Source organism: Robertkochia aurantiaca (genome assembly GCF_020166495.1).
GTDB lineage: Bacteria > Bacteroidota > Bacteroidia > Flavobacteriales > Flavobacteriaceae > Robertkochia > Robertkochia aurantiaca.
In genome coordinates this window covers 113,842-134,954 of the sequence record NZ_JAINZS010000006.1, presented here as the reverse complement: position 1 = coordinate 134,954, position 21,113 = coordinate 113,842, and the positions used below count along the sequence as shown (strand labels likewise).

The window sequence follows — 21,113 nt, the reverse complement described above, 5'->3', positions numbered from 1 at the left end:
AAAAATTCAATATTTTTTGTTTGGTGAAAATAAAAAAAGGGATATATTTGCATCCGCAAAAAGGGGTTAATACCCCGCTGCAGCGCCCCTGAAAAGGGAAAAAGAGCAGCAAAAGTTATTGACATAACACTCCTCCTTAGCTCAGTTGGTTAGAGCATCTGACTGTTAATCAGAGGGTCCTTGGTTCGAGCCCAAGAGGGGGAGCTTAAAAGCAGAAAGCCAGCCGTAAGGTTGGCTTTCTGCTTTTATACCCTTTTGGGTGAGCAGAGGCCAAGAGGGACGACCAAGCGCAAAGAAAAGGTCCGGTGGACCTTTTTAGCGCAGGGGCGAGCTGGCGCGTTGGCATTTCTCCCGATTATTTACCCGTATTTATATAACCTTTGTGTGGCTTTTTTTATTTGGCGACCCCTCGAAGGGCGAGAAGAGCCTGCCTACCGGCAGGTAAACCCCAGAGACGACTGAGCGTTAAAAAAATATCCTGTGGATGTTTTTACTGAAGGGGGCAAGCAGGCTCGTCGGCATGATAGCTTGACGCTACAGAAAAGAATCAACAGAAAGTCCAACCTGAAAAAGTTGGACTTTTTTTGCTTTCAGACCCTATGGTTACCACAATTCAAAAGGTTTTAGGTCTATTTCAAGGAAATCACCTGTAACGCCGTGTTACGAATTTTCAAAGGATCCGAATCTGCTATTATACCGTTGCTTAAAATCAGATCGAAAGCTTTTCATTTGGTTTGCAGTCTGACAACAATAAGAGTTCAGTCAAAAAATAATGTCTGATAACTAGTTAATATAAACCGTTTTCCTGTTTACAAATTCCATGATCCCATCCTTGGCCAGTTCCCGACCGTATCCTGAATTTTTTGTTCCGCCGAAGGGTAATCTGGGATCGGATTTCACCAATTCATTAACGAAATAGGCGCCATCACCAACACGGGCCGCCATTTTTATCGCTTTCTCAACATTTGAGGTACATACGGTAACCCCGAGTCCGTATTTTGATCGTTCTGCCAGCGCGAAAGCGTGGTCAATGTCTTTAGCCTTAATCATCGCAGCCAGGGGTCCAAAAGTTTCTTCATCAAATGCGGGCATTCCCGGGGTAACATTTCCAAGAACGGTGGGTTCGTGATAGCATTGCTGTTGCTTACCTCCGAGTACTAATTCGGCACCCTGATCTATAGATTCTCTGACTTGTCTGTTTAGCTGATCCGCCAGATCCAATCGCGCAAGAGTACCAATACCGGTAGCCTCATCCATAGGATCACCCGATTTCAGATTCTTTACAGCACTCGTGAATTTTGTAACAAATTCCTCATAAATATCCTCCAGCAAAATAAAACGTTTGGCTGCGATACAACTTTGTCCACAGTTTAACATCCTCGCCGTAACGGCTGTTTTCACAGCCTTGTCGATATCGGCGTCATTCCAACAGATAAAGGCATTATTTCCACCAAGCTCTAGAACGGTTTTCTTAAGGTATTTCCCTGCAATTTCGGCCACGGCAGATCCAGCTCCTTCACTCCCGGTAAGGGTGACAGCTCTTACGGCATGATTGGCGATGATTTTTTCCGTATGCTCATGCGGTATCAAAAGGTTTTGAAAAACACCCTTGGGGTACCCGGCTTTTGTAAAGACCGATTCTATTTGCCGGGCACAGCCAAAGACATTCGGAGCGTGCTTTAATAGTCCGGTATTACCGGCCGTCAATGTGGGTGCTGCAAATCTGAAAACCTGCCAAAAAGGGAAATTCCATGGCATTATGGCCAGAACACCCCCCAATGGGTCATGCCTGACAAAGCTTTGGGATGCATCGGTAGCAATAACCTCATTGGCCAGAAAGTCTTCGGAATTCTCGGCGTAATAATCGCATACCCAGGCACACTTATTCACCTCCGACCGGGATTCAGTTATGGGCTTGCCCATCTCTAAAGTGATCATTTTGGCATACTCCTCCACATTATCGCGAAGAACCTGCCCCGCTTTTTTAATAAGTGCACAACGTTCCGTCAAGGGCACTTTCTTCCAGGATTGAAATGCCTCCAGACTCAGGTTGAGCTTGTCATTTAATTCTTCTTCTGTCAGTGATTTATAGTGAGCGATCTCTTGACCATTGTAGGGATTAATACTCTTAAATTCCATATTATTCAAATTAGTGTGTTGCGTAGTTTTTTTTTTGGCTAGCACTTTTTATTCCGGACCAAAACTCAAAATAAAAAAGCAGTACCCGATCTTACCAAATTTGTCGTTATGAAACAATAAGCGGATTTCATGACCCTCAATTTTTATAGTAACTCCTTGAGTTAAAAGGGCCCGGAAACCACATGTGGCCTGTACTTCCCACCGATATCTTGCTGATGTATTATCCGGCGGGTAATTCCCCAGTAATTATAGGTCTATTCTCAACAATGTCAGGACCGGTAATGTCATTAACCTGATCTTTCGGTTGCACAATCCTCGCATTTGATTGTATTGCCGCTTCCGCCACCGCCTCAGGCATCTTTACCGGGGAAGTACCCTGCAGAACGGCCTTTTTCGGAAAAGTGCCTGCCAACTCCCCTCTTATCAGGTCGTGGTTGTCAGTAATCGCAGGTTCAGTTGGAATCGAATCGAACCGGATGTATTTATGGCCTTCCGTAAAACTTTTGAAAGATTGATGCATTTCTTCTTTTGCCCATCGCATTTGCACGACACCCTCTGCAGGGCGATAAACAGCCGTATAAAGGGTACCGAAGCCCTCATTAAAGCGGGAGCTGTAAAGCGGAGGCTTTTGAAAGGCTTTTGCAAGGGTTTTACCATTTATGCTTTTTTTTGAAAGTAGCCTTTCCAGATATGCAGACCGCTCTATTGTCTTATTAAACACAGCATTTTCAGGCCAGTCCACCTTTAGCTGATGATTGGTGGTAAAAGCGGCATCTGTAACCACCGGAGTACGATCCGGTCCTAAAAGAACAGTTTTAAAGACCCCGCTACGGTCGATCAATGTTACGTTGTATGACATGTGAGAAGGGATTCGCAATAACGCTGCCACGCCTTCCTCTACATTACTGCAAAACTCAAGTACATACCTTAAAATTAACGGGATACCAAAACCTTCACCTACAATCTTACGCCCCCCGAAAGTGAGCGAAACTGCCAGGCCGTCTTCATTCATCCCATCTACCGCCCCAATAAGGGATTCGCTGGTGGCAATTACCCTTTTTCCATGCCAGCTACTCATTAAAAGCGTACCTTCCATAAGGTCGGGATGACAGTCATAGTTTCGCACCAATTGTATTTCATCTTCGGAGAGTACCGCCTGTGAGCATGCACTGATGTAGGCAGGTGGTTTATATCCTGAAAGAAAACGGGCTGCTACCGTGTCGGCACCGACAAGCTTGCGAAACCGGTCATATACCGGTACCATTTCGGGCATGTATTTTTCTAATGCTGCCCGGGAGGTATCCAGGTCTGCCCCATAGTCAAAACCATTAGCACTGAGCCAGGCCCTGTAGGCCGGCCAGTACACATTAAATAAGTTCTTCCATTTTCTCCCCGGCAGGCCAGTTTCGGAAACCGCATTAAACTGTAGTTGCATGTATATTTATAATCAGCGAAAATCATTTCACAAACCGTTAATTCCGGAAAATTATTCCCGCATTTCAACAAGATCGCTCTTTACAAATAAGGTCAGAGCGACTTAATTTACATTGCGGCTTGATGCATTGCTAAAATACAACAATACATTTTTAAAATTGCCCTGTTGTTTCTATGATAATTCTTTCAGCACTACTTGGTCAGACTTCCTGTAAGCTGTACTTCTTCGCGCTTGTCTTCAACCACCTTTGAGGCAAACTTACTGCGAATGGCGCTAATCCATTTTTTGGCCCTGTCATTGAGTTTGAAATCATCGGTCATCATGCGGCCTCTGGAAACCAATATACCCATGTCTGCACCTTCGTACAGATAATCACCGGACTTCGGGATCCTAAGGAAAAATGCCTCGTTCTCACTTTCAACAGCCCTACGGTGGGTATCCATACGGTCAAACTGAATATGACCGGTATCATACATCTTATAAATACCCGACCTCGGTGCTTCGGTAACATATTCGATGGTATCTTCTGTATGCTTAATGATCAATTGACTCCATCCATCAATATTCTCCTGTTTCGCCCAACGATCGTTAATGGCTTTCACACTCAGCTTATAATCCACATCCATCCACTCCAAAATATGAAATACGAACAGGGGTGCATCTGCCAGGGCGAAAACCGCATGGTTGGTAATGGAGCTGGCCCCGGTAACCCTTGGGTTCAACTCTCCCAAATAAATTTCACCGTTGTCCTGATCGATAAGAAAATCAAGTTCAAAATAGCCCTTATAGCCCTCTTCCCTTAATTGATCCCCGAACAATTGGGTATATTTCCTGGCTTTCCTCCTGATTTCCGGAGTAAACGCGTCAGCATAGATCTCATTTCCGCACCATCCCCCTTTATAGGGTGTAAGTTCTTTAAACCCGACCAACTCTGTCATCAATGGTGCCACAATGGTACCGTGTCTTGTAACACAAGCCTCAATAGCGGAGCCCCTGCAGTTGATACGTTTCATTATTTTGACTTCCTTCTCTTTTACGATCTCTTCCTCGTGTTTCTTAAATTCGTCTTCATTGGAAATAAAAAAAGTGGTGTGTCCTGAATCACCAAATGGGGTTTGTATAACCAGGTCATCTCCTAAAGATTCAGAAACTTCTCTTAGGTGTTGATAATCTTTGACCGGAGAAAGCACATAGGGCACGCAGGCTACTCCTGCTCTTTCAGCGATGCGGTTGGTATTTACCTTATTATCCATGAAGGTGCGCATTTTCGCACTTGGAAACATGATCTCTAATCCCAGTTTTTTGGCGAGCTTTTCCGTCTGCTCATCAAACATGAGAAACATAGCTTTGCCGGCATTTTTACCTTTCTTTCTCGTTTTTAAATAATCCTGAACTTCAGGATGTTGCAAAAGATAATTATTGATATCCTCAATGCTCGTAAATTCATCGTGTGGAATTTCCTCCGTAGGTGAAAAAACATTGGGATGCTGCCCATCAAAGCACTCAATATGACAAATAAACTTAAATCCTTTGATCCATTCATCTGCACCCAACATGTTAAAGTTGGTAGCACTGATAAAATAGAGAGGCACTTCGTTCTTGTAAAAGAAGCGTCTGATATCCGGCACCCCATTCAGCATGATTGCGGATTTATCTTTTTTGACCGGGGTCGTTTTTTTTGCACTCATATTTTAATTTTTTGATATTGATTATTGATTATTGATTCACTTTTTTTCCTTTACCTGTACCCATGGCTCCAATTGCCGTTGTGGTCTTATGGCGGTTTAAGACGCTCTCCCGGAACACTCGGAGACCCAGGTCAGCGCGATAGCCGTGAATTTCACTAACGTCAAGTACGGTGAGGAAATTGATGATCTCTTCGCTGACCACCTGACCGGGAACCAATACGGGGAAGCCCGGAGGATAAGGGATCACAAAGGTCGAGGCTACCAATGTCTTGCCATTCTTCATGGCAGGAAGGCACTCATCTAAAGGCACATATTCATAATTCTCCTCATCGTAGGCCAAAAAGTAGGCTGCCCGCAGGTTACCTCCGGGTATACCCGGAACGGCCTGAAAAGAATGATGGAAATAACTGAAATCGGGTAAGGGTGGTACTTCCTTGGTTAGGGAGTGGATCTTGCGTTTGCGGATTTCATTTTCTTTTTCGTTAAAGGCTTTGAATTCTTCATCCAACGCATCGGCAATTTTTAACAAGGCATTGGTTAAATACGTTACACTCCCACGGGTAGTTCCAATATTGGTCATAAATAACACCGTATTTCTGGAGGTCTTGTTTATCTGGATATTGAACTTGTCCATCAGATATTTATTCTTGAACGTATCACCATCAACCCCTGTTTTACCAATATGTAAGGTTATTTTAGTGGGATCCAACACGAATTCGTCCTTTTCCCAGGCCTCGTCCATCCGGTTCCAGCCTTCGTTCTTGGTATAGTACTCTTTAAGTCCTGTCTCACGATAGGTGTCCGGAATGAAATCATGTACCGTCAAAATATCAAAATACTTACTCAATTGTGGATTCCCGTTTACTTTGGCGCGAAGCACCATAGACATCTCGATAGCTTTTTCGACCAGTTCAAATCCTTCAAGCTGTACCTGGCGGCGACCTACATCCAGGGAAGCCAGCATCTGGTAATTAGGTGATGTAGAGGTGTGGGTCATATACGCCTCTAAAAAAGTACTCTCACTTTTTCTTCGGAAATCCTGGTCCCAGATATGGATCATGGATCCCTGCCTGAAGCTGCTCAATGTTTTATGGGTACTCTGTGTAGAATACACCCGAATGCGCACCTTATCGGGATCAGGCAATTTCGAAACATCTCCATTATTTAATCCTTTAACGTGTGCATCGTATTTTTTCCGGTATGAATTACTCTTATATTTTGCATAGAGCTTTTTGGCCACGTACATACCTGTTCTTTGCCTGTAGCTATAGGCAAATCTGGCAAAGCCGAACCAGGCTTCATCCCACAAAAATATCATGTCAGGTTTTATGGCCAGAACTTCTTCCATGACCCTTTCCACATTATAAACCAGACCGTCAAAAGTACAATTGGTTAAAAGCAACATTTTTACCTTATCCAACCTTCCCGACTCCTTTAATTGCAGAAGTTTGCTTTTGATCTGCTCCAGGGGCACCGCACCGTACATGGAATATTCTTCTATAGGGTAAGAATCCAGATAAACAGGATAAGCCCCTGCAAGCACTAACCCGTAATGGTGTGACTTATGACAGTCTCGGTCTATAAGCACCACGTCACCGGGCTTAACAATAGCCTGCATGACAATCTTATTGGCCGTTGAAGTACCGTTAGTCACAAAATACGTTTGTCGCGAGCCGTAGGCATCACTTGCCATTTCCTGCGCCTTTTTTATAGGCCCGGTTGGCTGAAGCAGGGAATCAAGTCCACCTGTTGTTGCAGACGTTTCGGCCAGGAACATATTACGACCATAGAAATCGCCAAAATCATGGATCCACCTTGATTTGAACACCGAATTTCCACGGGAAATCGGCATGGCATGAAATATCCCTGTGGGTTTTTGGCTATACTCTACAAGGGCAGAAAAGAACGGTGTTTCAAAGCGATCTGCTATACCCCGCAAAATGGTAAGGTGTAATTCCTGCAGGTCCTCTGTTTGATAGAAAATTCGTCCAAATTGTTTAATAGTACTGTCTTTCAGGTGACCTAATGCCGTATCGGTAATATAATAGGCATCCAGTTCCGGTCTGAATCTAGCGATCAACTCTCCTATTATCGGACCGAGATCGGTTTCTGCCCGCGATGAAAAATCCATCTTTTTTACCAGTTCGATATAAGGTTTTATAAGAGGTGTAATGCTTTTTGAATGATAGGGCGGGGCATATCGCACTACTACCGCCTGAATGTTATGATTAAAAAGCAAGGTGATCATGGCATCCTGGAAAGACCGCTGTACTACCACACCATAGGTAAACTTATCACTTGAAGAGCGCAATGACCTGAATCTGTGCTTTAGGCTGGCTTCTTCCTGTTCAGAAATGTTATCGATGAACAAGACCTCAAAATGATTTTTACGAACATTGTTATAATGTTCATGTTCTTCAACCGACTCTATGGAAATCTCATCGTAATCTACATAATCGGGATTACTCCTGTAACTGTCACCTACCAATTGCTTTGTGGTATCTGCCACCGAATGTGACAAGGTAGTGTATTCATGATCAGAAAGAAGGTTCTCCAACTTTTGCAGCCGTGCTTTTCCAGGGAAGGCGAAAAAACATTCCACGCCTTTAAGATCCTTTATCAGATTGTGAGTCGCCTGTATGTGCTTCTTTTCATTAGCGGAGCCATTCTGACAATGAGCCAACTCACTGGTTTCTTTTTTCAATTTATTCCAATAGTCCACCCTGAGCTGACCAATGTTGTAATACGGTGAGCTTTTCGATTTACTTTTTGATGTTTTTTCGTTTTTAGCCATTCAATTATTTTTTGTGGTGACTCAACATTTGGATTAACCTCAGCACAGCCGGCTTTTTAAGGTCAGAGGCAAAGAATATTCACCCATGTGGGTATTTCTGAAGAGAAGAGCTTTTTGCCCTGATCTAAAATAAGGCTGCAGGCGTCATACAGACCTGACCAATTAATTCTTAGAATACAGAGCCATTTTATTCCCCTGGGAATCAATAAAAATGGCGAAGTAACCCGAGTCTTCACCGATGGCGGTTTTCTGCATAATGATACGCCCTCCAACTTCTTCAACCTTATCAAGTACCTGGCTAAGGTCATTACCCCCGTTGAGATAGATCAACGGGCCGGTATCGCTGGGCACGGAACCGGGTCCGGCAATTATGGCACCGCCAATTCCGTTGCCGGCAGGAAAAAAAGCCATGGTATTGACTTCATTATTGCTCTCCTGCATGGTAATGCCAAAAATATGCTGATAAAAATCTACCGCCTGCCGGAAGTCGATCGCCGGAATTTCGAACCAACTCACATAATCTCTTCTTTCTTCGGTTTTCTTAATTTTCTTGTTCGATCTTATTTCGCCCATTTCTTGTGATTTTTTCAGGTTATATCGTCTCCCTTATAATGTTGTGGTGTTTCAGGGTGCTCAAGTGCATTTTCTTTTATAAGCAATTCTGTTAACTTGGCCAGACGGGTTGGTTTGATAAGTGGCCCGAGGGAATCGAGGTAGGGTTTAGGCACATTAGGCTGATAAATGTTAAACTGCCCCAAATGGTCCCTGAAACTTTTTAGTGGTTGGCCCAGTCTCATTACACCTCGCTCACGACTTCTCCTTGCGCGGGCTACATTGATCTCCAACGGTATAATTTCTTCAGTGCCTTCTGACTGATGCAGGACTCTGCCATCCGGGCCACAGATGATGGAGCGACCTCCACCTCCGGTATCCAGACCATTGATATCAAAGAAATAACATTGATTAACAGAGGCCATTGCCCGTACGATCGATAATTCTATTTCACGATCAATAGTACCTGTCATGGTTGGGTGTAAAATCACCTCTGCCCCCATCACTGCCAATGTCCTGATGGTTTCAGGAAACCACATATCGTAACATATGCTTACCCCAAATCTTCCCACGTCAGGAACATCGAAAACACAGAAATCAGAACCGGGGGTAACCCCTACCTCATAAGGGTAGAAAGGAAACATTTTTCGATACCGCGTTACCACCTCTCCCTCAGGGTTAATAACGGTGGCTGTGTTGTAAATTTTACCGTGACTCTTTTCGAAGATCGATCCCGGGAGCAACCAAATACCATATTTTTTGGCCATAGCCTGCATTTCCTCTTCAAAGGAGCAGGGAATTTCCTGTGCCGTATGGGTCAAAGGACCATAGGCACAAAGTTCACTGAACATCACCATTTCGATCCATGGGTACAGGTTCATGGCAATATCGAGTTTCAACTTCATCATTTCCACATTAGGAGTTACAGCCGAAACTTTCATCTGTATTCCTGCAATTGCGAATGGTCTCATATTGTATTGTTCATATTAATTTGTGTATTCCTTACTCTCAGGGGTTTACCTGAAGGATTTTCCGTTTATTAATGCATAATCAGTGCCAGGTTATTGAGTGATCAGTCTATTTACGGCAAAATAATCGTAACACTCAACCGCACCTTCTCCCGGGAAATTCTTTAACACTACTGATGTTTCCTCAGATCACGCGCATATTCATTACCTCTCTGAGGTATTTATGGCTTTTTTAATTTCAGTTTCCAGAATTGACAATCCTTGCTCCAATTGATCTTGGGTAATAACCAATGGCGATAGAATGCGGATTATATTTTTATGCGTACCCGCACTGAGAAGTACCAAACCATTTTCTGCACAACCTTTCACAATCCGGGGACACAAAGCTGAAAACGGTTGCCTCGGGTCTCCGTTTTTAACGAATTCAATACCTATCATAGCACCTACACCACGTACGTCCCCGATCTCAGGGATTTCTTTCATTAATCCTTTTAATCGGTGCATTATGGCATTGCCGATCTCCCTGGCTCTTCCATTCAAATCGATATCCTTCATATATTGTATGGTGGCAGAAGCCGCTACACAGCATATGGGACTGCCGATATAAGTGCCTCCTATAGACCCTACAGCTGCGGCATCCATTATATCTGCCCGACCGACCACTGCGGCAATGGGCAAGCCAGACCCTAAAGATTTGGCATAGGTACTGATATCGGGTTGCACCCCGTAATGTTGCCAACTGGCCCAATGTCCTGTGCGGCAGAATCCGCTCTGCACTTCATCCATGATAAGCATAATTCCATGATCATCACAAAAGGTTCTTAACCCTTCCAAATACTTTTTAGGCACAGGGTTAAAACCTCCTTCGCCCTGTACAGGTTCCAGAATGATCGCAGCTACACTGTTCGTATCTACAAGATTAAGTGCACTTTCATGAAGTCGTTTCAATTCATCCTTTACAAAGGTGTCTTCGTCTCGCTCTCCTGCATAGCGGTAAAAATTCGGAAAGGGCAGTCTGTAAACTTCAGGGGCAAAAGGCCCGCAGTCATATTTGTAACTTACTTTGCTGGTAAGTGTCATGGCCATCATGGTACGCCCGTGATAAGCTCCTGTATAACAAATTACCGCTGGCCTTTTAGTGGCCTGCCGGGCAATTTTTATGGCATTTTCAACCGCTTCTGCACCCGTGCTCACCAACATGGCTTTTGTTTTCTCACCATGAGGAAGAATTTCAGCGAGCTCTTCGCAAAGTTGAATATAAGGTTCGTAGGTCACTACATTAAAGCTGGTATGCAAGTACTTGCCAGCCTGTTCTCTGATGGCCTCTACGACAGGTTCGGGACAATGTCCCGCATTAACCACCCCTATTCCTCCTGCAAAATCGATAAGTTCACGGCCATCGGCATCAATAATGATTGCTCCTTTCGCCTCTTTAACAGTTGCCGTGTTAAAAACACCCACACCATTTGCTACAGCGTTCTTTCTTCTCTCATGAAGTTCTTGTGACTTGGTAAAGTCCTTTAACATCTATATTATTTTGGTTCTGGTTAAACATGCTTGGTCTTGAAAAAACAGATTCACATGGAAGTTTCGATTCTCTTATTGCAAATTGGCGAAGACTGAATTTTCTTTCCGTAATTTACTATAATATAGCACATTATGAAGAAGACTCCAAAACTATCTTTAAGTAATCCGGTACCTTCTAATTTAAGGATGTTCCTGAAAGCTTCGCGCAAGCGATCTTGTTAACTTGGATCGAACTATGAATATTCCCCTTAAGAGGTGAGCCATTTCCCAGGAAAGCGAATTTGAAGACTTTAATCACACAACCCCCCTGCAGAGATTGCAAATTTTTAGGTGGACCAGAGCCGGGAAATCCACTCCGTATAATGATTCTTGCGTAACTTAATCCGCTTAAAACCAAAAATTGATATCGCCTTTAATCCGACCTAAATGACCCCTGAACATGCAGAAATCTAAAAGTCGTTGATCTACATTCAGGGATGGGGTCACGACAAAGATGCGGCCTTATCCAGGAGTTTTAATAAGCTGCACACAGCTTTTGGTGATGTTTTTAGCGAACCTGCCTGACGGCAGACAGGGGGGCAAACTGGCGGGTGGGCTTTTAGTCAATTAATCTTCCAGTGGAGCTTTGATAGTGAAGAGCGAGCAGGTGCGCGGGTAATTCATCTAATTTTTCACTTCGGTTAATACAACTCTCCTATGTTTATTTGTGGCAGCCCCTCGAAGGTCAAGAGCGGTCCACCACGGACGAGGACGTCCGCGGCAGCGTATAAAAATTGGCGAGAAGCCCGTCCCTAGGAGTTTAGCGACAAGGTAAGTCTGCCTGATCGCTGCTAATCGGGTAGGGATCGAGCCGGTGCGCTGCCGTTATATACTTCAGTTACTACAATCCTATTACTGCTTTTGGTAAAGAGAGTCCAAGAGACGCTCGAACAAACAATTAAGTTCCAAGGGATCTTTGAGGATAAATAATTGTAGGAGCAATCGTAATAATAAGGACAATCCTATACAATCATTCAATCAACGGCATAGAAAAAAAGAGAAGCTCCTGCCATGAGGATGTTTATGTTTCACCTGTACACCTTCAATTTGACGTCTGCAGTGATTTCCATATTTTTATAAAAACATGAGAACATGAAAGCAACAATTAGTACCCTGGTATTTTTCTTTCCGCTATTTCTGCTCGCCCAAGATTCTCCTTACTCCATCAGCTCCTATAAAGAAGAAGGAACCAAGGCACCTAACACTCATTATATCGGAGAGGCCTGGCTTCTGGGATTGTTGAGCGAGGACGCCGATCTCGATTATGAAATAACAAAAGCAACATTTAAAGCTAACTCAACCTTAGACTGGCATAGACATTCCTCACCCCAGGTACTGGTAGTCGTTGAAGGAGAAGGCTACTATCAGGAACGCGGCAAGACGCCGATTCGAATGAAAGAAGGAGATGTGATACAATGTCCAAAGGAAACGGAACATTGGCATACATCTTCCAAAGAAAGCGATGTTACGTACCTGGCCATCTATGGCGGCAGCCAACCGACTACCTGGACCGAGAAACTCACCCTCGAATACTACAACAGCATAGCCGGGGAGCTTAAAACCAAATGAAATTCCATACAGCACTCTGAATAAAAGTTCTCTTTTTGAGTTAACTGAGTTATGAACCACAACAAAGCCCTCACAGCAATTTTGCGGGGCATTTAATAAGACTCCAAGTAAATTGGCGGACTACTTGGTAAATATAAGAAGTTTAGCCCCCCTGAGATAGAGGCGACCTTCAATCAGATTCGTTGTTGTTCTCCTTAAAATCGTTAAGATTAAAATTTTTCAGGTGCAGGTCTCGTTGCGGAAAGGGAATACTAATCCCATTAGAAGTGAGCGTATCATAAACGGCAAACATAACTTCGCTACGAATGCGTATCCACTCATCGAAACGATCTGTCCAAAAAAGAATTCTGAAATCAAGAGAACTTTCACCCAGATTATTAAACAGCACCAGTGGAGTCGGAACCTTGATCACATCGGGATGTTTACTAACCGCCTCTAACAACAATTGCTGAACTTTGTACACATCTGAACCATAAGCCACCCCCGACAAGATCTCTATTCTTCTGGTTTTATCTGATAAGGTCCAATTCACCACCTCCTGAGAGATCAGTTGCCCGTTCGGAATAATAACTTCTGCCCCGTCGAAGGTATGTATATGGCTGGATCGGATTCCCATAGAATGTACTTTTCCAATCAGATTACCTACTTCGATGGTATCATCTATCTGCACGGGTCTTTCAAAAAGCAAAATGATTCCTGACACCAGATTATTAAAGATATTCTGAAGACCGAAACCAATACCCACACTAAAAGCACTGAAAATTATAGTAAGTTGGTCAACAGGCATACCAATAGCCCTAACTGCTAAAATTACACCAAAAGTAATCGCCATGAATTGAGCGATCGCCATGATCATTCGGGGCACTCCCTTTTCAAGAGGGAATTTGGTGAGAACATCTTCTCTGAGAACAATCTTTATCACCCTTGATATCAGCACCGACAACCAGATAATAACGATGAACATTAAAACATCTAACAGGCGTAAGGTCATAGAGCCTACACCGATCTCTCTGGTCATCACAGATTTTATCGCATTATAAACAGGGTTTCTGAGGTAGAATATTCGCAAGACTGAATCTATCCAGATAAACAGCACAAAAAAAAGGACTAATCTGGAAACCCAACTTTTGAGGAAATCATTGTATTCTTCAATTACACGAAATCGTTTCCCGTAATCACTGTCGATAAATGATTGTAAAGCACCTATTATTGTCACAAGCAGAATAAACAGTAAAAGAGCGAGCAAGGTATTGTTTAGGGGTGATTCAAGGGCTGCCTGTGAGAATTTGGTGAACCCCATCAAGGTGGCAGCTACTCCCAAAGCTACTATTACCAGATGAAAAGCTATAAAAAACTTAGCGAATCTGATAAAGAAAGGCCTTGCAAAACGCTTATAATGCTTTTGAATTTGCAACTTCACTAACAATACCAATTCAATGATTCCTAAGCTAAGCAGTATAAAAGGATACACCGATGTATTGGCCTGTAATACATGGGTTATTAAAAAAAGAATCATCAACGAGGCAAACGCATAAATAATTTTATGATTCCTGCCGGATGCGAGACGTAAGGTCAAATTCAAAATGGGAAGCAATAAAAACAAAATAGTCAGGTCAATAAGCAATGGTGGTCTTTCCGGAAAAATGACCCGTGTGAAAAACAAACTGAATACTGCTGCTGTGCTCAAGGGTCTGTCAAGAATCAGAAAGAACATACGCTGATAGTAGGTTGGGCTCTCAGATCGTATCAGATTCAGTCGATTTCTGATCCAGAGAAATAATATAAACACCCCTATCACAAAGATCAGGTATACAGAAAATCGCATTTTATTACCCTGATAATAAAACCTGACTGTATTCCATTCGAAACGTAAAGACTCCAGGGTTTGGCCTATAAAACCTTGTCCGGAATCAGTATCATCAACTACCTCATAAATGGCAGGGGCTGATCTTGAATAGATCACAGAGGTTTCCATTGACAAGGCTGTTTCAATTTGCTCCAGTAACAATTCTACTTCCGCAGAGATACTAATAAGGCGGTTTAAAGGGCTAATCAATAATTGAGTGCGCCTTTGAATGTCATTAATGACGGTTTCCTGTATGGTGGTCACTTCTTCTATGGCCTCATAAACACTCACGGTTGATGCGGGAGAATCGAGGGTTTTCTCAGTTATTCTCCATATTTTTAACTCCCTTTCTAATTTCTGTTTGTGACTCTGAAGCTGTCTGACCTGGTTTGAAAAAATCAACTTCTGTTCTTTCAGATAGTCGTCTGCCCGTTGCCAGTATACCCTTTGGTTGGTTAGAAAACGCTGGTTCTTTTCGGGGAAATAATTTTGTTCAAATTCTCTCAAAGATTTGTCTATGAGAATCAGACTTGAGTCAACGGCATCGATCCTTTCTATAATCTCTTTTTCACTCAGCAAATTACTGGTAATGCGCATAGCCTCTACCCTTGATTCACCGGCAGCTATGAATATTTCGCTAAAGGAAATACTCTTTAAAGTACTGTCTGTCTGAATCCTTTGTGCAGCTTCTACAGTTTGAACCTGACTTGCGACCTCATGGAAATTGGTCGTTACTAAAATTAAAGCCAGAAAGGTTCTGATGATCCACTGTTTGGGCTTATTCCTCATAGGTAATCGCGCGTTGCAAATGAAATGGATAAGATCTGATTAACTTTGAAATTTTGACCTGTATCAAATCCTGTAATATTCGTCTTATTAATCTGTCCGGGAATTCAACTTTAAAACAATATACAAACCCATTATCAGAATAAATGTACTGGTTCACGTGTATATCAATTGCCTTTTTACCATTCTCAATAAATACAACTGTTTACACGACCTCGATCTGCTTCGATTTCATCCTTTCAAAATTCGAATGTTGTAAAGGTCAATGCTGACAGAACAGAATAAAAACCCTGACAATTAATCAAGCTAAAAAAATTATTCTCCAGCTACTTAAAGTTCCGATATTCTGAGGCCTTTATCAGATAAAAGTTATACAAAATGTCAATTTTTACTCACTAAATATCAACCAGTCAATCTATTAACTCATTAATAAATCACTAATCCACTAGGAGTCATAATAAGGAAGTATTTGAAATAATGACTTGGTTCAAAATGATCTTCGAAACAACGAACGCTTCCATAAAGACGATAACAGGAGGTCACTGTAGATCGCTTTTTTTCATTTATGATTGGATTTTCTATTATCATATAGCAACCATACTACCGGGATCAGAAAAAAACTGCTGAAAACCCATAATATCAGGTCCTGGTCAAAAGGAGAACTGAGCTTTTGCCACATCAGCACTCCTTTGTAGAATATCAGCGCTTCGGTAACCAGAAAACAAATCACATACAGCGTCAGGAAAAAACGAGGAAACCTCATTAACCGGAAGTATTTCAGAAAAAGAAACAAGCCTGAAGACACCACGCCCAAAAAGGTCCAGTGGAGGTAACCGATCACCAACGGCAGGGTGTTGCTTGCCAGTTCTGCGAAATAGGGAAACGCAGTTAACGCCTGCAGCATGAATTTTACACCCAAAAGCAGCAGAAAGCCCATTAGCAAATGATTGCTGAGGCTTTTGATATTCTTTAACCGATCCCGTCGCCTTAGCAACACCACGATCAACCAGATGAATACCACAAGTTGCAACAATGCTCCCACTCCACCGGCTATATAAAAGAGCGCATGTGGTTTGGTAAAAAGAACAGACAGAAAAAACGTCAGGATAACCGAAGCATTTAAGGTTAGATACAAGCCCTTTGAGTTCTTTCGGGACAATGGAATACCCTGCTCTTCCAGAATATAGAATAACAGCCCCACCAGGGCCAGCATCATCCATCCGTTATACTGAAAGTGCAAATAAAAATAGATAGCGACACGGTACCATACAGACCCGGGACCGGCCGTTGCCATGATCGCACCCAAAGCCCAGGGCCCCAGGCTTGAAAAGACCATGTAGAAAAGGGCTGCTTTGATGAACCTGTAAGAACCCCTGCTTGAAGAAGACTTTTTGACACGCTTAAAAAACTCCCATGCATACCAATAGGAAACAAAAAGGAACAAGGTCGAAAAAATGATGGAGTACAGGGCATATCCCTGAAAAGGAAAAGTGAATAACATCCCTAAAAGCGGAACCTGGGTAACCAGGAACACCCTTCGAAACCGCTTCATCGCTTCTCCTTTCGGGAAAAAGGCCTTCGTGATCAGGATAATCAAAGCCAGGTAGACCCAGCCCAATAGGGCCACATGAGAATGGGTATGAACCAGGTATCGGTAATCCAGACCCCAGTCAAACAGGTGCAGGGCACGCAACACCAACCCAACCAATACGGCAATAAAAAAATAAGCTATGGCCGTTCTCACGTAAGTCCCGAAACGAGTACCATTCTCAAACATCAAAGTGACAGTTGTTAAATAAGCCTGCAGCTGATTCTTCAGACAAAATTAGAAACTTCTGGACTTAGGCCTTACTTCCTGTTTTCTAAAAATCCTTCTTCAGTGACTTGCGGTAGATATTATATACGGGCAGTGCCACCCAAAGGGTAAGAATGGTCATCGAAAGCAACACTCCTGTATGCGTTCCGAAGAACTTTTGAAAAATAGCCCCCGTATATCCCAGTAAGGCAGATATATCCAGCTTTAAGAGAATGAGAATTCTGGACAGGTCAATAGGATTCAGCATGGTAGCAATGATCGAAAAATTGTCTAATGGGTATTCTCCAAAAACCACCAGTGACATCAAAAAAATACCATCGTAGATGACCGCCAGAAAAAGCCACATCAAAATCGCATAACTAAAACCCTTTATCCTGTTCTCATTGATCATGGCAATATTAAAAGCAAGTGCCGTGAATATCAGGGTCAGGAAGGTGCCGTTAACCAACAGCAAGCCGAATTCCCAGACAGCATCAGACTGAAAGAGCCCGTAACTTATAAAGGGTAAGCCCAAACCGATGAGCAGGCTTAGCGAGAGAGAAAGTGCCACTCCAAGGTACTGCCCCAGGAAGACAGACATCCTTTTTACCGGTTGAGCCAGCAGCAATTCTGTGAATTCCCTGGAATTGTAATAATACATGATCCCGAAAATGGTTCCGATCAGCGGCACCAGGATCACAATAATGTTCATTAGGGTAATGACCGCCTTCGAAAGGTCATGGTTCAGAAATAGCAACACATAACCTATGAGGAGGTAAAACAATAAATATACATAGCTCCAGCGGCTGCGAACCAGGTCAAAAAAACTGTATTTTAAGATCTTAAGCATAGTGATGGGTTAAGGTTTGTGCAATAGCTTTTTCAAAATTGCTGGTATGAGTGCGTTCCTTCAGGCCGTTCACACTTCCCCTGAAATGGATCTTACCCTCCAGCAGAAATACGATCTCATCTGCCATTTCTTCAACAAATTGCATGATATGGGTCGTGATAAGGATAGTTTTTCCCGCTGCCTTCTCCTGTAATAACAGTTCTTTTAAACGAATCAAGGCGACAGGATCCAGGCCGGTGGTAGGTTCATCCAGAATGATCAGCTTACTGTTAAACATCAGGCTGAGTACAATATTCACCTTTTGTTTGGTTCCTCCGGAAAGCGTATTGAGTCGCTTATCCATAAACGGTGACAACCCGAAGGCAGCCATCAGTTCCTGATCAGATGCCTGGCCTCCACGAAGATCCTTTATCATACTGAAGATCTCCTTAACGGTAAGATTTGCAGGGAAATTGGCGATCTGAGGAAGGTAATCGATATCATTTCTGTAATCAGGACTCTTACTTATGTCGTTCCCTTTAAAGAAGATCTCCCCCTTATCGGGAATCACCATTCCCAGGATTGACTTGATAAGAGTGGTCTTGCCGCTTCCGTTAGGTCCCAGTACCGCATAGATACCGGGAGATTCGATCTGAAGATCAATTCCCTTGAGCACTTCATTACGGCCAAATCGCTTATATAAATTTTCAATTCTGATCATTTTCTTCTTCTAATTAATGGGGCATTATCTAAAAGGTTATCGGGGGTGAACACCGGTGATACCTTTTCTGAAAAATCGATGATATCGACGAAGAGACTACGCAACAATATGATCGTTTCAGGGGTATTGTTCACGATATAGGAAAACAGCTTTACCGGCCTGTAGGGCACATCTCCTATCCCGTCTTCATCGAGGTCATAGCCTGTGTAATCACTCCAGTAGTTTTTGTGAAAACTGTTATCGTTCATCCGGCTGTTGTAGGAAAGATCAAAGGAGTTGCTCAAAAAATTATTTTTCGTAAAAGTATTGGTATAGCAGGCTCCCAGTACCTTGAGGGCCCAGCCATTCCGTATGAAGTCATTGCCTTCATACACGATCCTGTTCGACCCTTCAATGTTAATGCCTACAGTATTCTGCTCAAACGTATTCCCTTTGATCACCGCATCATTGATCTCCTTCAGCAACAATCCGAAGGAAGCGGTTCCCCAGTTCTTTTCGAACCGATTATCGATCATTTCTATCTCTTTTGAAAACATCACGGCCACTCCTGCGCCGTTGTTGCGAAAGACATTATTGCGATACGAGTCATTGTTTGAAAACATGAAATGCAAACCGTATCGCAGGTTGTCAGTGCTGATATTATTGAAAATGTTTACATGATGAGAAAATTCGAGATAGATCCCGTCTCTCACTCCTTCCACTTTATTATCTGTCACCCGAATATGGTCTGAGTACCACAGATGAATCCCGTTACCTGAACTGTATTCATTTTCTGCATCTCCACTGATCCTGTTATTCAAGATCTCTCCATGGGTGCTTTTCTCTATAAATATTCCGAAGAACAATTTCTCCAGCACCACATTCCTGATCCTGAAATCTTTGCTCCTTACGATCCTGATAGCCGCATGATCACTGGTATAACTGGTTCCTACATTTCTGATCAACAAGCCGTCGATCTCCACGCTGTCTGCCACGACCCTTATCACTTCTCCTTTATCTTCCCCGTCAATAACAGGTAAATCCTTTCCCAGAATGGTCAGGGGCTTATCTACCAGTAAATTATACTCCTTGTAAACTCCCTTTTGTACCAGAAGGGTATCTCCTGCCTTTGCCATGGCTATTCCCTTTGCAAGAGAATTTACCGCACAGTCAGAACAAACCTCAATGGATTGTGCCTTAACCATAAGCCCCATGAAAAGGAACAGGATACCGGTATATAAACTTCTAAGAAACATAGGGGTTGGTGTAAAATTTTTAATGATTCGTGTACTATTATTAAGGGATCAGTGCGTTTTCATTTTCAGCGGCCCGGCGCCAGAGCTCCTTCCAGCTGTATAGCGAGCCTGATTGTTCGGTCTGAATCCGGCGGGCCATCGCTGAATCTTTAAAAGCTGTAAGATTGGCACCCATCGGGCTCGGCAGATTTTCACTTATGAGAAATGTTGCCTCTGACACAGGTAACAATTCGCCCGGAGATTCATAATAATTTGTAAATAATCGGAAGTCCTGATCGGTTTCCACATCTTTCATATAGTGAATCATACACTCAAGTGCGTCGAAAGTGTAGATCCTGCCCTTGTCTGTGATCACTTCCGCACCGTGGATGGCGTCTACTATGGTCATTTTACAAAAGTGACATGCAGCTTCGCCATAAGCGATAGGCTTGGCTTCCCTCGTACCGCAGGCAGAGGTTATCAAAAGAACCAGGATCGATATAACATTCACGCGATTTTTCATGAGGAAGGAACTTTATTCTTTTTCTTTATTCCCACCAGGTAAGCCACTAATGTCAGGAGCATTCCGACACCCATCAGGTAGCCTCCCAACCGGGGGTATGAATACGCATCAAAATTCAATAACTGCTTATGGCCTATTAAAGGCGGTTTGTATGTCATCGGGGTACCATCAGGATTCTGCAGCTTCATTATGGCATTGGGATCCAGATTGGTTCCGTAATCGATCATCCATGCATTGAAATCATACATTCCCAGAATTCCCAGAACCGTCATCAGTATCAACCAGCCCAGAAACCAATTCGCACCGATCTTTCCAAAATAACCCAGAATACCGGCTAAAACACCCAGGGCGGTCATAATTCCGATCACTATTGGAAATACCTGAAACTCCCACATATCTTCGGGTTTTGGCAGGGTCTTCATTCCTATGTAATGATTGAGTCCGTCGATATTCTGAATGTCAAACTCGCTCTGCCCGGCCAGTCCGTCGATATAAATATCGATTCCCAGGGGTTCGGGATATTGCGGTGCCCCTAACATGATATTCCAAAGCGGAAACCAGAACAGGCCACTAAGCAATAAAGCTCCGATGATCATTATTATACTTGCTTTCTTCATTTGTATCGCTTTAAAAAAAGCAGGTGGCTCATTAGTGATTACACCATAACCACCTGCTCAACTTAACACAA

General features: G+C 43.1%; 15 protein-coding genes and 1 tRNA gene. 2 read left to right on the top strand and 14 right to left on the bottom strand.

Annotation, left to right across the window (positions count from 1 at the left end; all coding sequences use genetic code 11):
- The first annotated feature begins 130 nt into the window (after positions 1-130).
- Positions 131-204, top strand: a tRNA-Asn gene (locus K7R10_RS11840).
- Positions 205-783: 579 nt separating this feature from the next.
- Here the strand turns inward: K7R10_RS11840 and K7R10_RS11835 are convergent.
- The 7 genes from K7R10_RS11835 to K7R10_RS11805 all read right to left on the bottom strand — a co-directional run bounded on the left by K7R10_RS11835 (position 784) and on the right by K7R10_RS11805 (position 11,103).
- A complete protein-coding gene (locus tag K7R10_RS11835; RefSeq protein ID WP_224484931.1) occupies positions 784-2,139 on the bottom strand; it encodes an NAD-dependent succinate-semialdehyde dehydrogenase in 1,356 nt (451 codons plus the stop codon).
- Positions 2,140-2,359: 220 nt separating this feature from the next.
- Complete coding sequence (locus K7R10_RS11830) at positions 2,360-3,574, bottom strand: C45 family autoproteolytic acyltransferase/hydrolase (protein WP_224484930.1); 1,215 nt, start codon at positions 3,572-3,574, stop codon at positions 2,360-2,362.
- A gap of 191 nt (positions 3,575-3,765) precedes the next feature.
- On the bottom strand, positions 3,766-5,262 hold the full coding sequence (locus K7R10_RS11825) for a biotin carboxylase (protein ID WP_224484929.1): 1,497 nt from the start codon (positions 5,260-5,262) through the stop codon (positions 3,766-3,768).
- Between the two features lie 28 nt (positions 5,263-5,290).
- Positions 5,291-8,056 carry an aminotransferase class I/II-fold pyridoxal phosphate-dependent enzyme gene (locus K7R10_RS11820; protein WP_224484928.1) on the bottom strand — a complete coding sequence of 922 codons (2,766 nt, stop codon included), beginning with the start codon at positions 8,054-8,056 and terminating at the stop codon, positions 5,291-5,293.
- A 162-nt stretch (positions 8,057-8,218) separates the two neighbouring features.
- Complete coding sequence (locus K7R10_RS11815; RefSeq protein ID WP_224484927.1) at positions 8,219-8,629, bottom strand: VOC family protein; 411 nt, start codon at positions 8,627-8,629, stop codon at positions 8,219-8,221.
- A gap of 14 nt (positions 8,630-8,643) precedes the next feature.
- On the bottom strand, positions 8,644-9,579 hold the full coding sequence (locus K7R10_RS11810; protein ID WP_224484926.1) for a carbon-nitrogen hydrolase family protein: 936 nt from the start codon (positions 9,577-9,579) through the stop codon (positions 8,644-8,646).
- Positions 9,580-9,780: 201 nt separating this feature from the next.
- Entirely contained in the window at positions 9,781-11,103 is a 1,323-nt protein-coding gene (locus K7R10_RS11805) for an aspartate aminotransferase family protein (protein ID WP_224484925.1), read from the bottom strand.
- 1,131 nt (positions 11,104-12,234) lie between these two features.
- Here K7R10_RS11805 and K7R10_RS11800 point away from each other — a divergent pair.
- The gene (locus tag K7R10_RS11800; RefSeq protein WP_224484924.1) at positions 12,235-12,711 is read left to right on the top strand and encodes a cupin domain-containing protein; all 477 of its coding nucleotides are present in this window, start codon (positions 12,235-12,237) and stop codon (positions 12,709-12,711) included.
- Positions 12,712-12,880: 169 nt separating this feature from the next.
- Here K7R10_RS11800 and K7R10_RS11795 read toward each other — a convergent pair whose 3' ends face one another.
- The 7 genes from K7R10_RS11795 to K7R10_RS11765 all read right to left on the bottom strand — a co-directional run bounded on the left by K7R10_RS11795 (position 12,881) and on the right by K7R10_RS11765 (position 21,042).
- Positions 12,881-15,346: a mechanosensitive ion channel family protein gene (locus tag K7R10_RS11795; RefSeq protein ID WP_224484923.1), complete on the bottom strand. Its 2,466-nt coding sequence runs from the start codon at positions 15,344-15,346 to the stop codon at positions 12,881-12,883.
- Positions 15,347-15,902: 556 nt separating this feature from the next.
- Positions 15,903-17,123 carry a hypothetical protein gene (locus K7R10_RS11790; RefSeq protein ID WP_224484922.1) on the bottom strand — a complete coding sequence of 407 codons (1,221 nt, stop codon included), beginning with the start codon at positions 17,121-17,123 and terminating at the stop codon, positions 15,903-15,905.
- Between the two features lie 82 nt (positions 17,124-17,205).
- On the bottom strand, positions 17,206-17,988 hold the full coding sequence (locus K7R10_RS11785; RefSeq protein ID WP_224484921.1) for an ABC transporter permease: 783 nt from the start codon (positions 17,986-17,988) through the stop codon (positions 17,206-17,208).
- Positions 17,981-18,688 (bottom strand): ABC transporter ATP-binding protein, encoded by a 708-nt coding sequence (locus tag K7R10_RS11780; RefSeq protein WP_224484920.1) that lies wholly within the window; start codon positions 18,686-18,688, stop codon positions 17,981-17,983. The genes K7R10_RS11785 and K7R10_RS11780 overlap by 8 nt, the downstream gene beginning before the upstream one ends.
- Complete coding sequence (locus tag K7R10_RS11775) at positions 18,685-19,923, bottom strand: nitrous oxide reductase family maturation protein NosD (protein ID WP_224484919.1); 1,239 nt, start codon at positions 19,921-19,923, stop codon at positions 18,685-18,687. Before K7R10_RS11775 ends, K7R10_RS11780 begins: the two co-directional genes overlap by 4 nt.
- A 40-nt stretch (positions 19,924-19,963) precedes the next feature.
- Complete coding sequence (locus K7R10_RS11770) at positions 19,964-20,425, bottom strand: nitrous oxide reductase accessory protein NosL (RefSeq protein ID WP_224484918.1); 462 nt, start codon at positions 20,423-20,425, stop codon at positions 19,964-19,966.
- Entirely contained in the window at positions 20,422-21,042 is a 621-nt protein-coding gene (locus K7R10_RS11765) for a hypothetical protein (RefSeq protein WP_224484917.1), read from the bottom strand. The genes K7R10_RS11770 and K7R10_RS11765 overlap by 4 nt, the downstream gene beginning before the upstream one ends.
- Positions 21,043-21,113 lie beyond the last annotated feature (71 nt).

Bases quoted from the DNA above. Each gene is read 5' to 3' on its own strand.
- K7R10_RS11835 (WP_224484931.1), bottom strand. From the start codon at position 2,139: ATGGAATTTAAGAGTATTAATCCCTACAATGGTCAAGAGATCGCTCAC.
- K7R10_RS11830 (WP_224484930.1), bottom strand. From the start codon at position 3,574: ATGCAACTACAGTTTAATGCGGTTTCCGAAACTGGCCTGCCGGGGAGA.
- K7R10_RS11825 (WP_224484929.1), bottom strand. From the start codon at position 5,262: ATGAGTGCAAAAAAAACGACCCCGGTCAAAAAAGATAAATCCGCAATC.
- K7R10_RS11820 (WP_224484928.1), bottom strand. From the start codon at position 8,056: ATGGCTAAAAACGAAAAAACATCAAAAAGTAAATCGAAAAGCTCACCG.
- K7R10_RS11815 (WP_224484927.1), bottom strand. From the start codon at position 8,629: ATGGGCGAAATAAGATCGAACAAGAAAATTAAGAAAACCGAAGAAAGA.
- K7R10_RS11810 (WP_224484926.1), bottom strand. From the start codon at position 9,579: ATGAGACCATTCGCAATTGCAGGAATACAGATGAAAGTTTCGGCTGTA.
- K7R10_RS11805 (WP_224484925.1), bottom strand. From the start codon at position 11,103: ATGTTAAAGGACTTTACCAAGTCACAAGAACTTCATGAGAGAAGAAAG.
- K7R10_RS11800 (WP_224484924.1), top strand. From the start codon at position 12,235: ATGAAAGCAACAATTAGTACCCTGGTATTTTTCTTTCCGCTATTTCTG.
- K7R10_RS11795 (WP_224484923.1), bottom strand. From the start codon at position 15,346: ATGAGGAATAAGCCCAAACAGTGGATCATCAGAACCTTTCTGGCTTTA.
- K7R10_RS11785 (WP_224484921.1), bottom strand. From the start codon at position 17,988: ATGCTTAAGATCTTAAAATACAGTTTTTTTGACCTGGTTCGCAGCCGC.
- K7R10_RS11780 (WP_224484920.1), bottom strand. From the start codon at position 18,688: ATGATCAGAATTGAAAATTTATATAAGCGATTTGGCCGTAATGAAGTG.
- K7R10_RS11775 (WP_224484919.1), bottom strand. From the start codon at position 19,923: ATGTTTCTTAGAAGTTTATATACCGGTATCCTGTTCCTTTTCATGGGG.
- K7R10_RS11770 (WP_224484918.1), bottom strand. From the start codon at position 20,425: ATGAAAAATCGCGTGAATGTTATATCGATCCTGGTTCTTTTGATAACC.
- K7R10_RS11765 (WP_224484917.1), bottom strand. From the start codon at position 21,042: ATGAAGAAAGCAAGTATAATAATGATCATCGGAGCTTTATTGCTTAGT.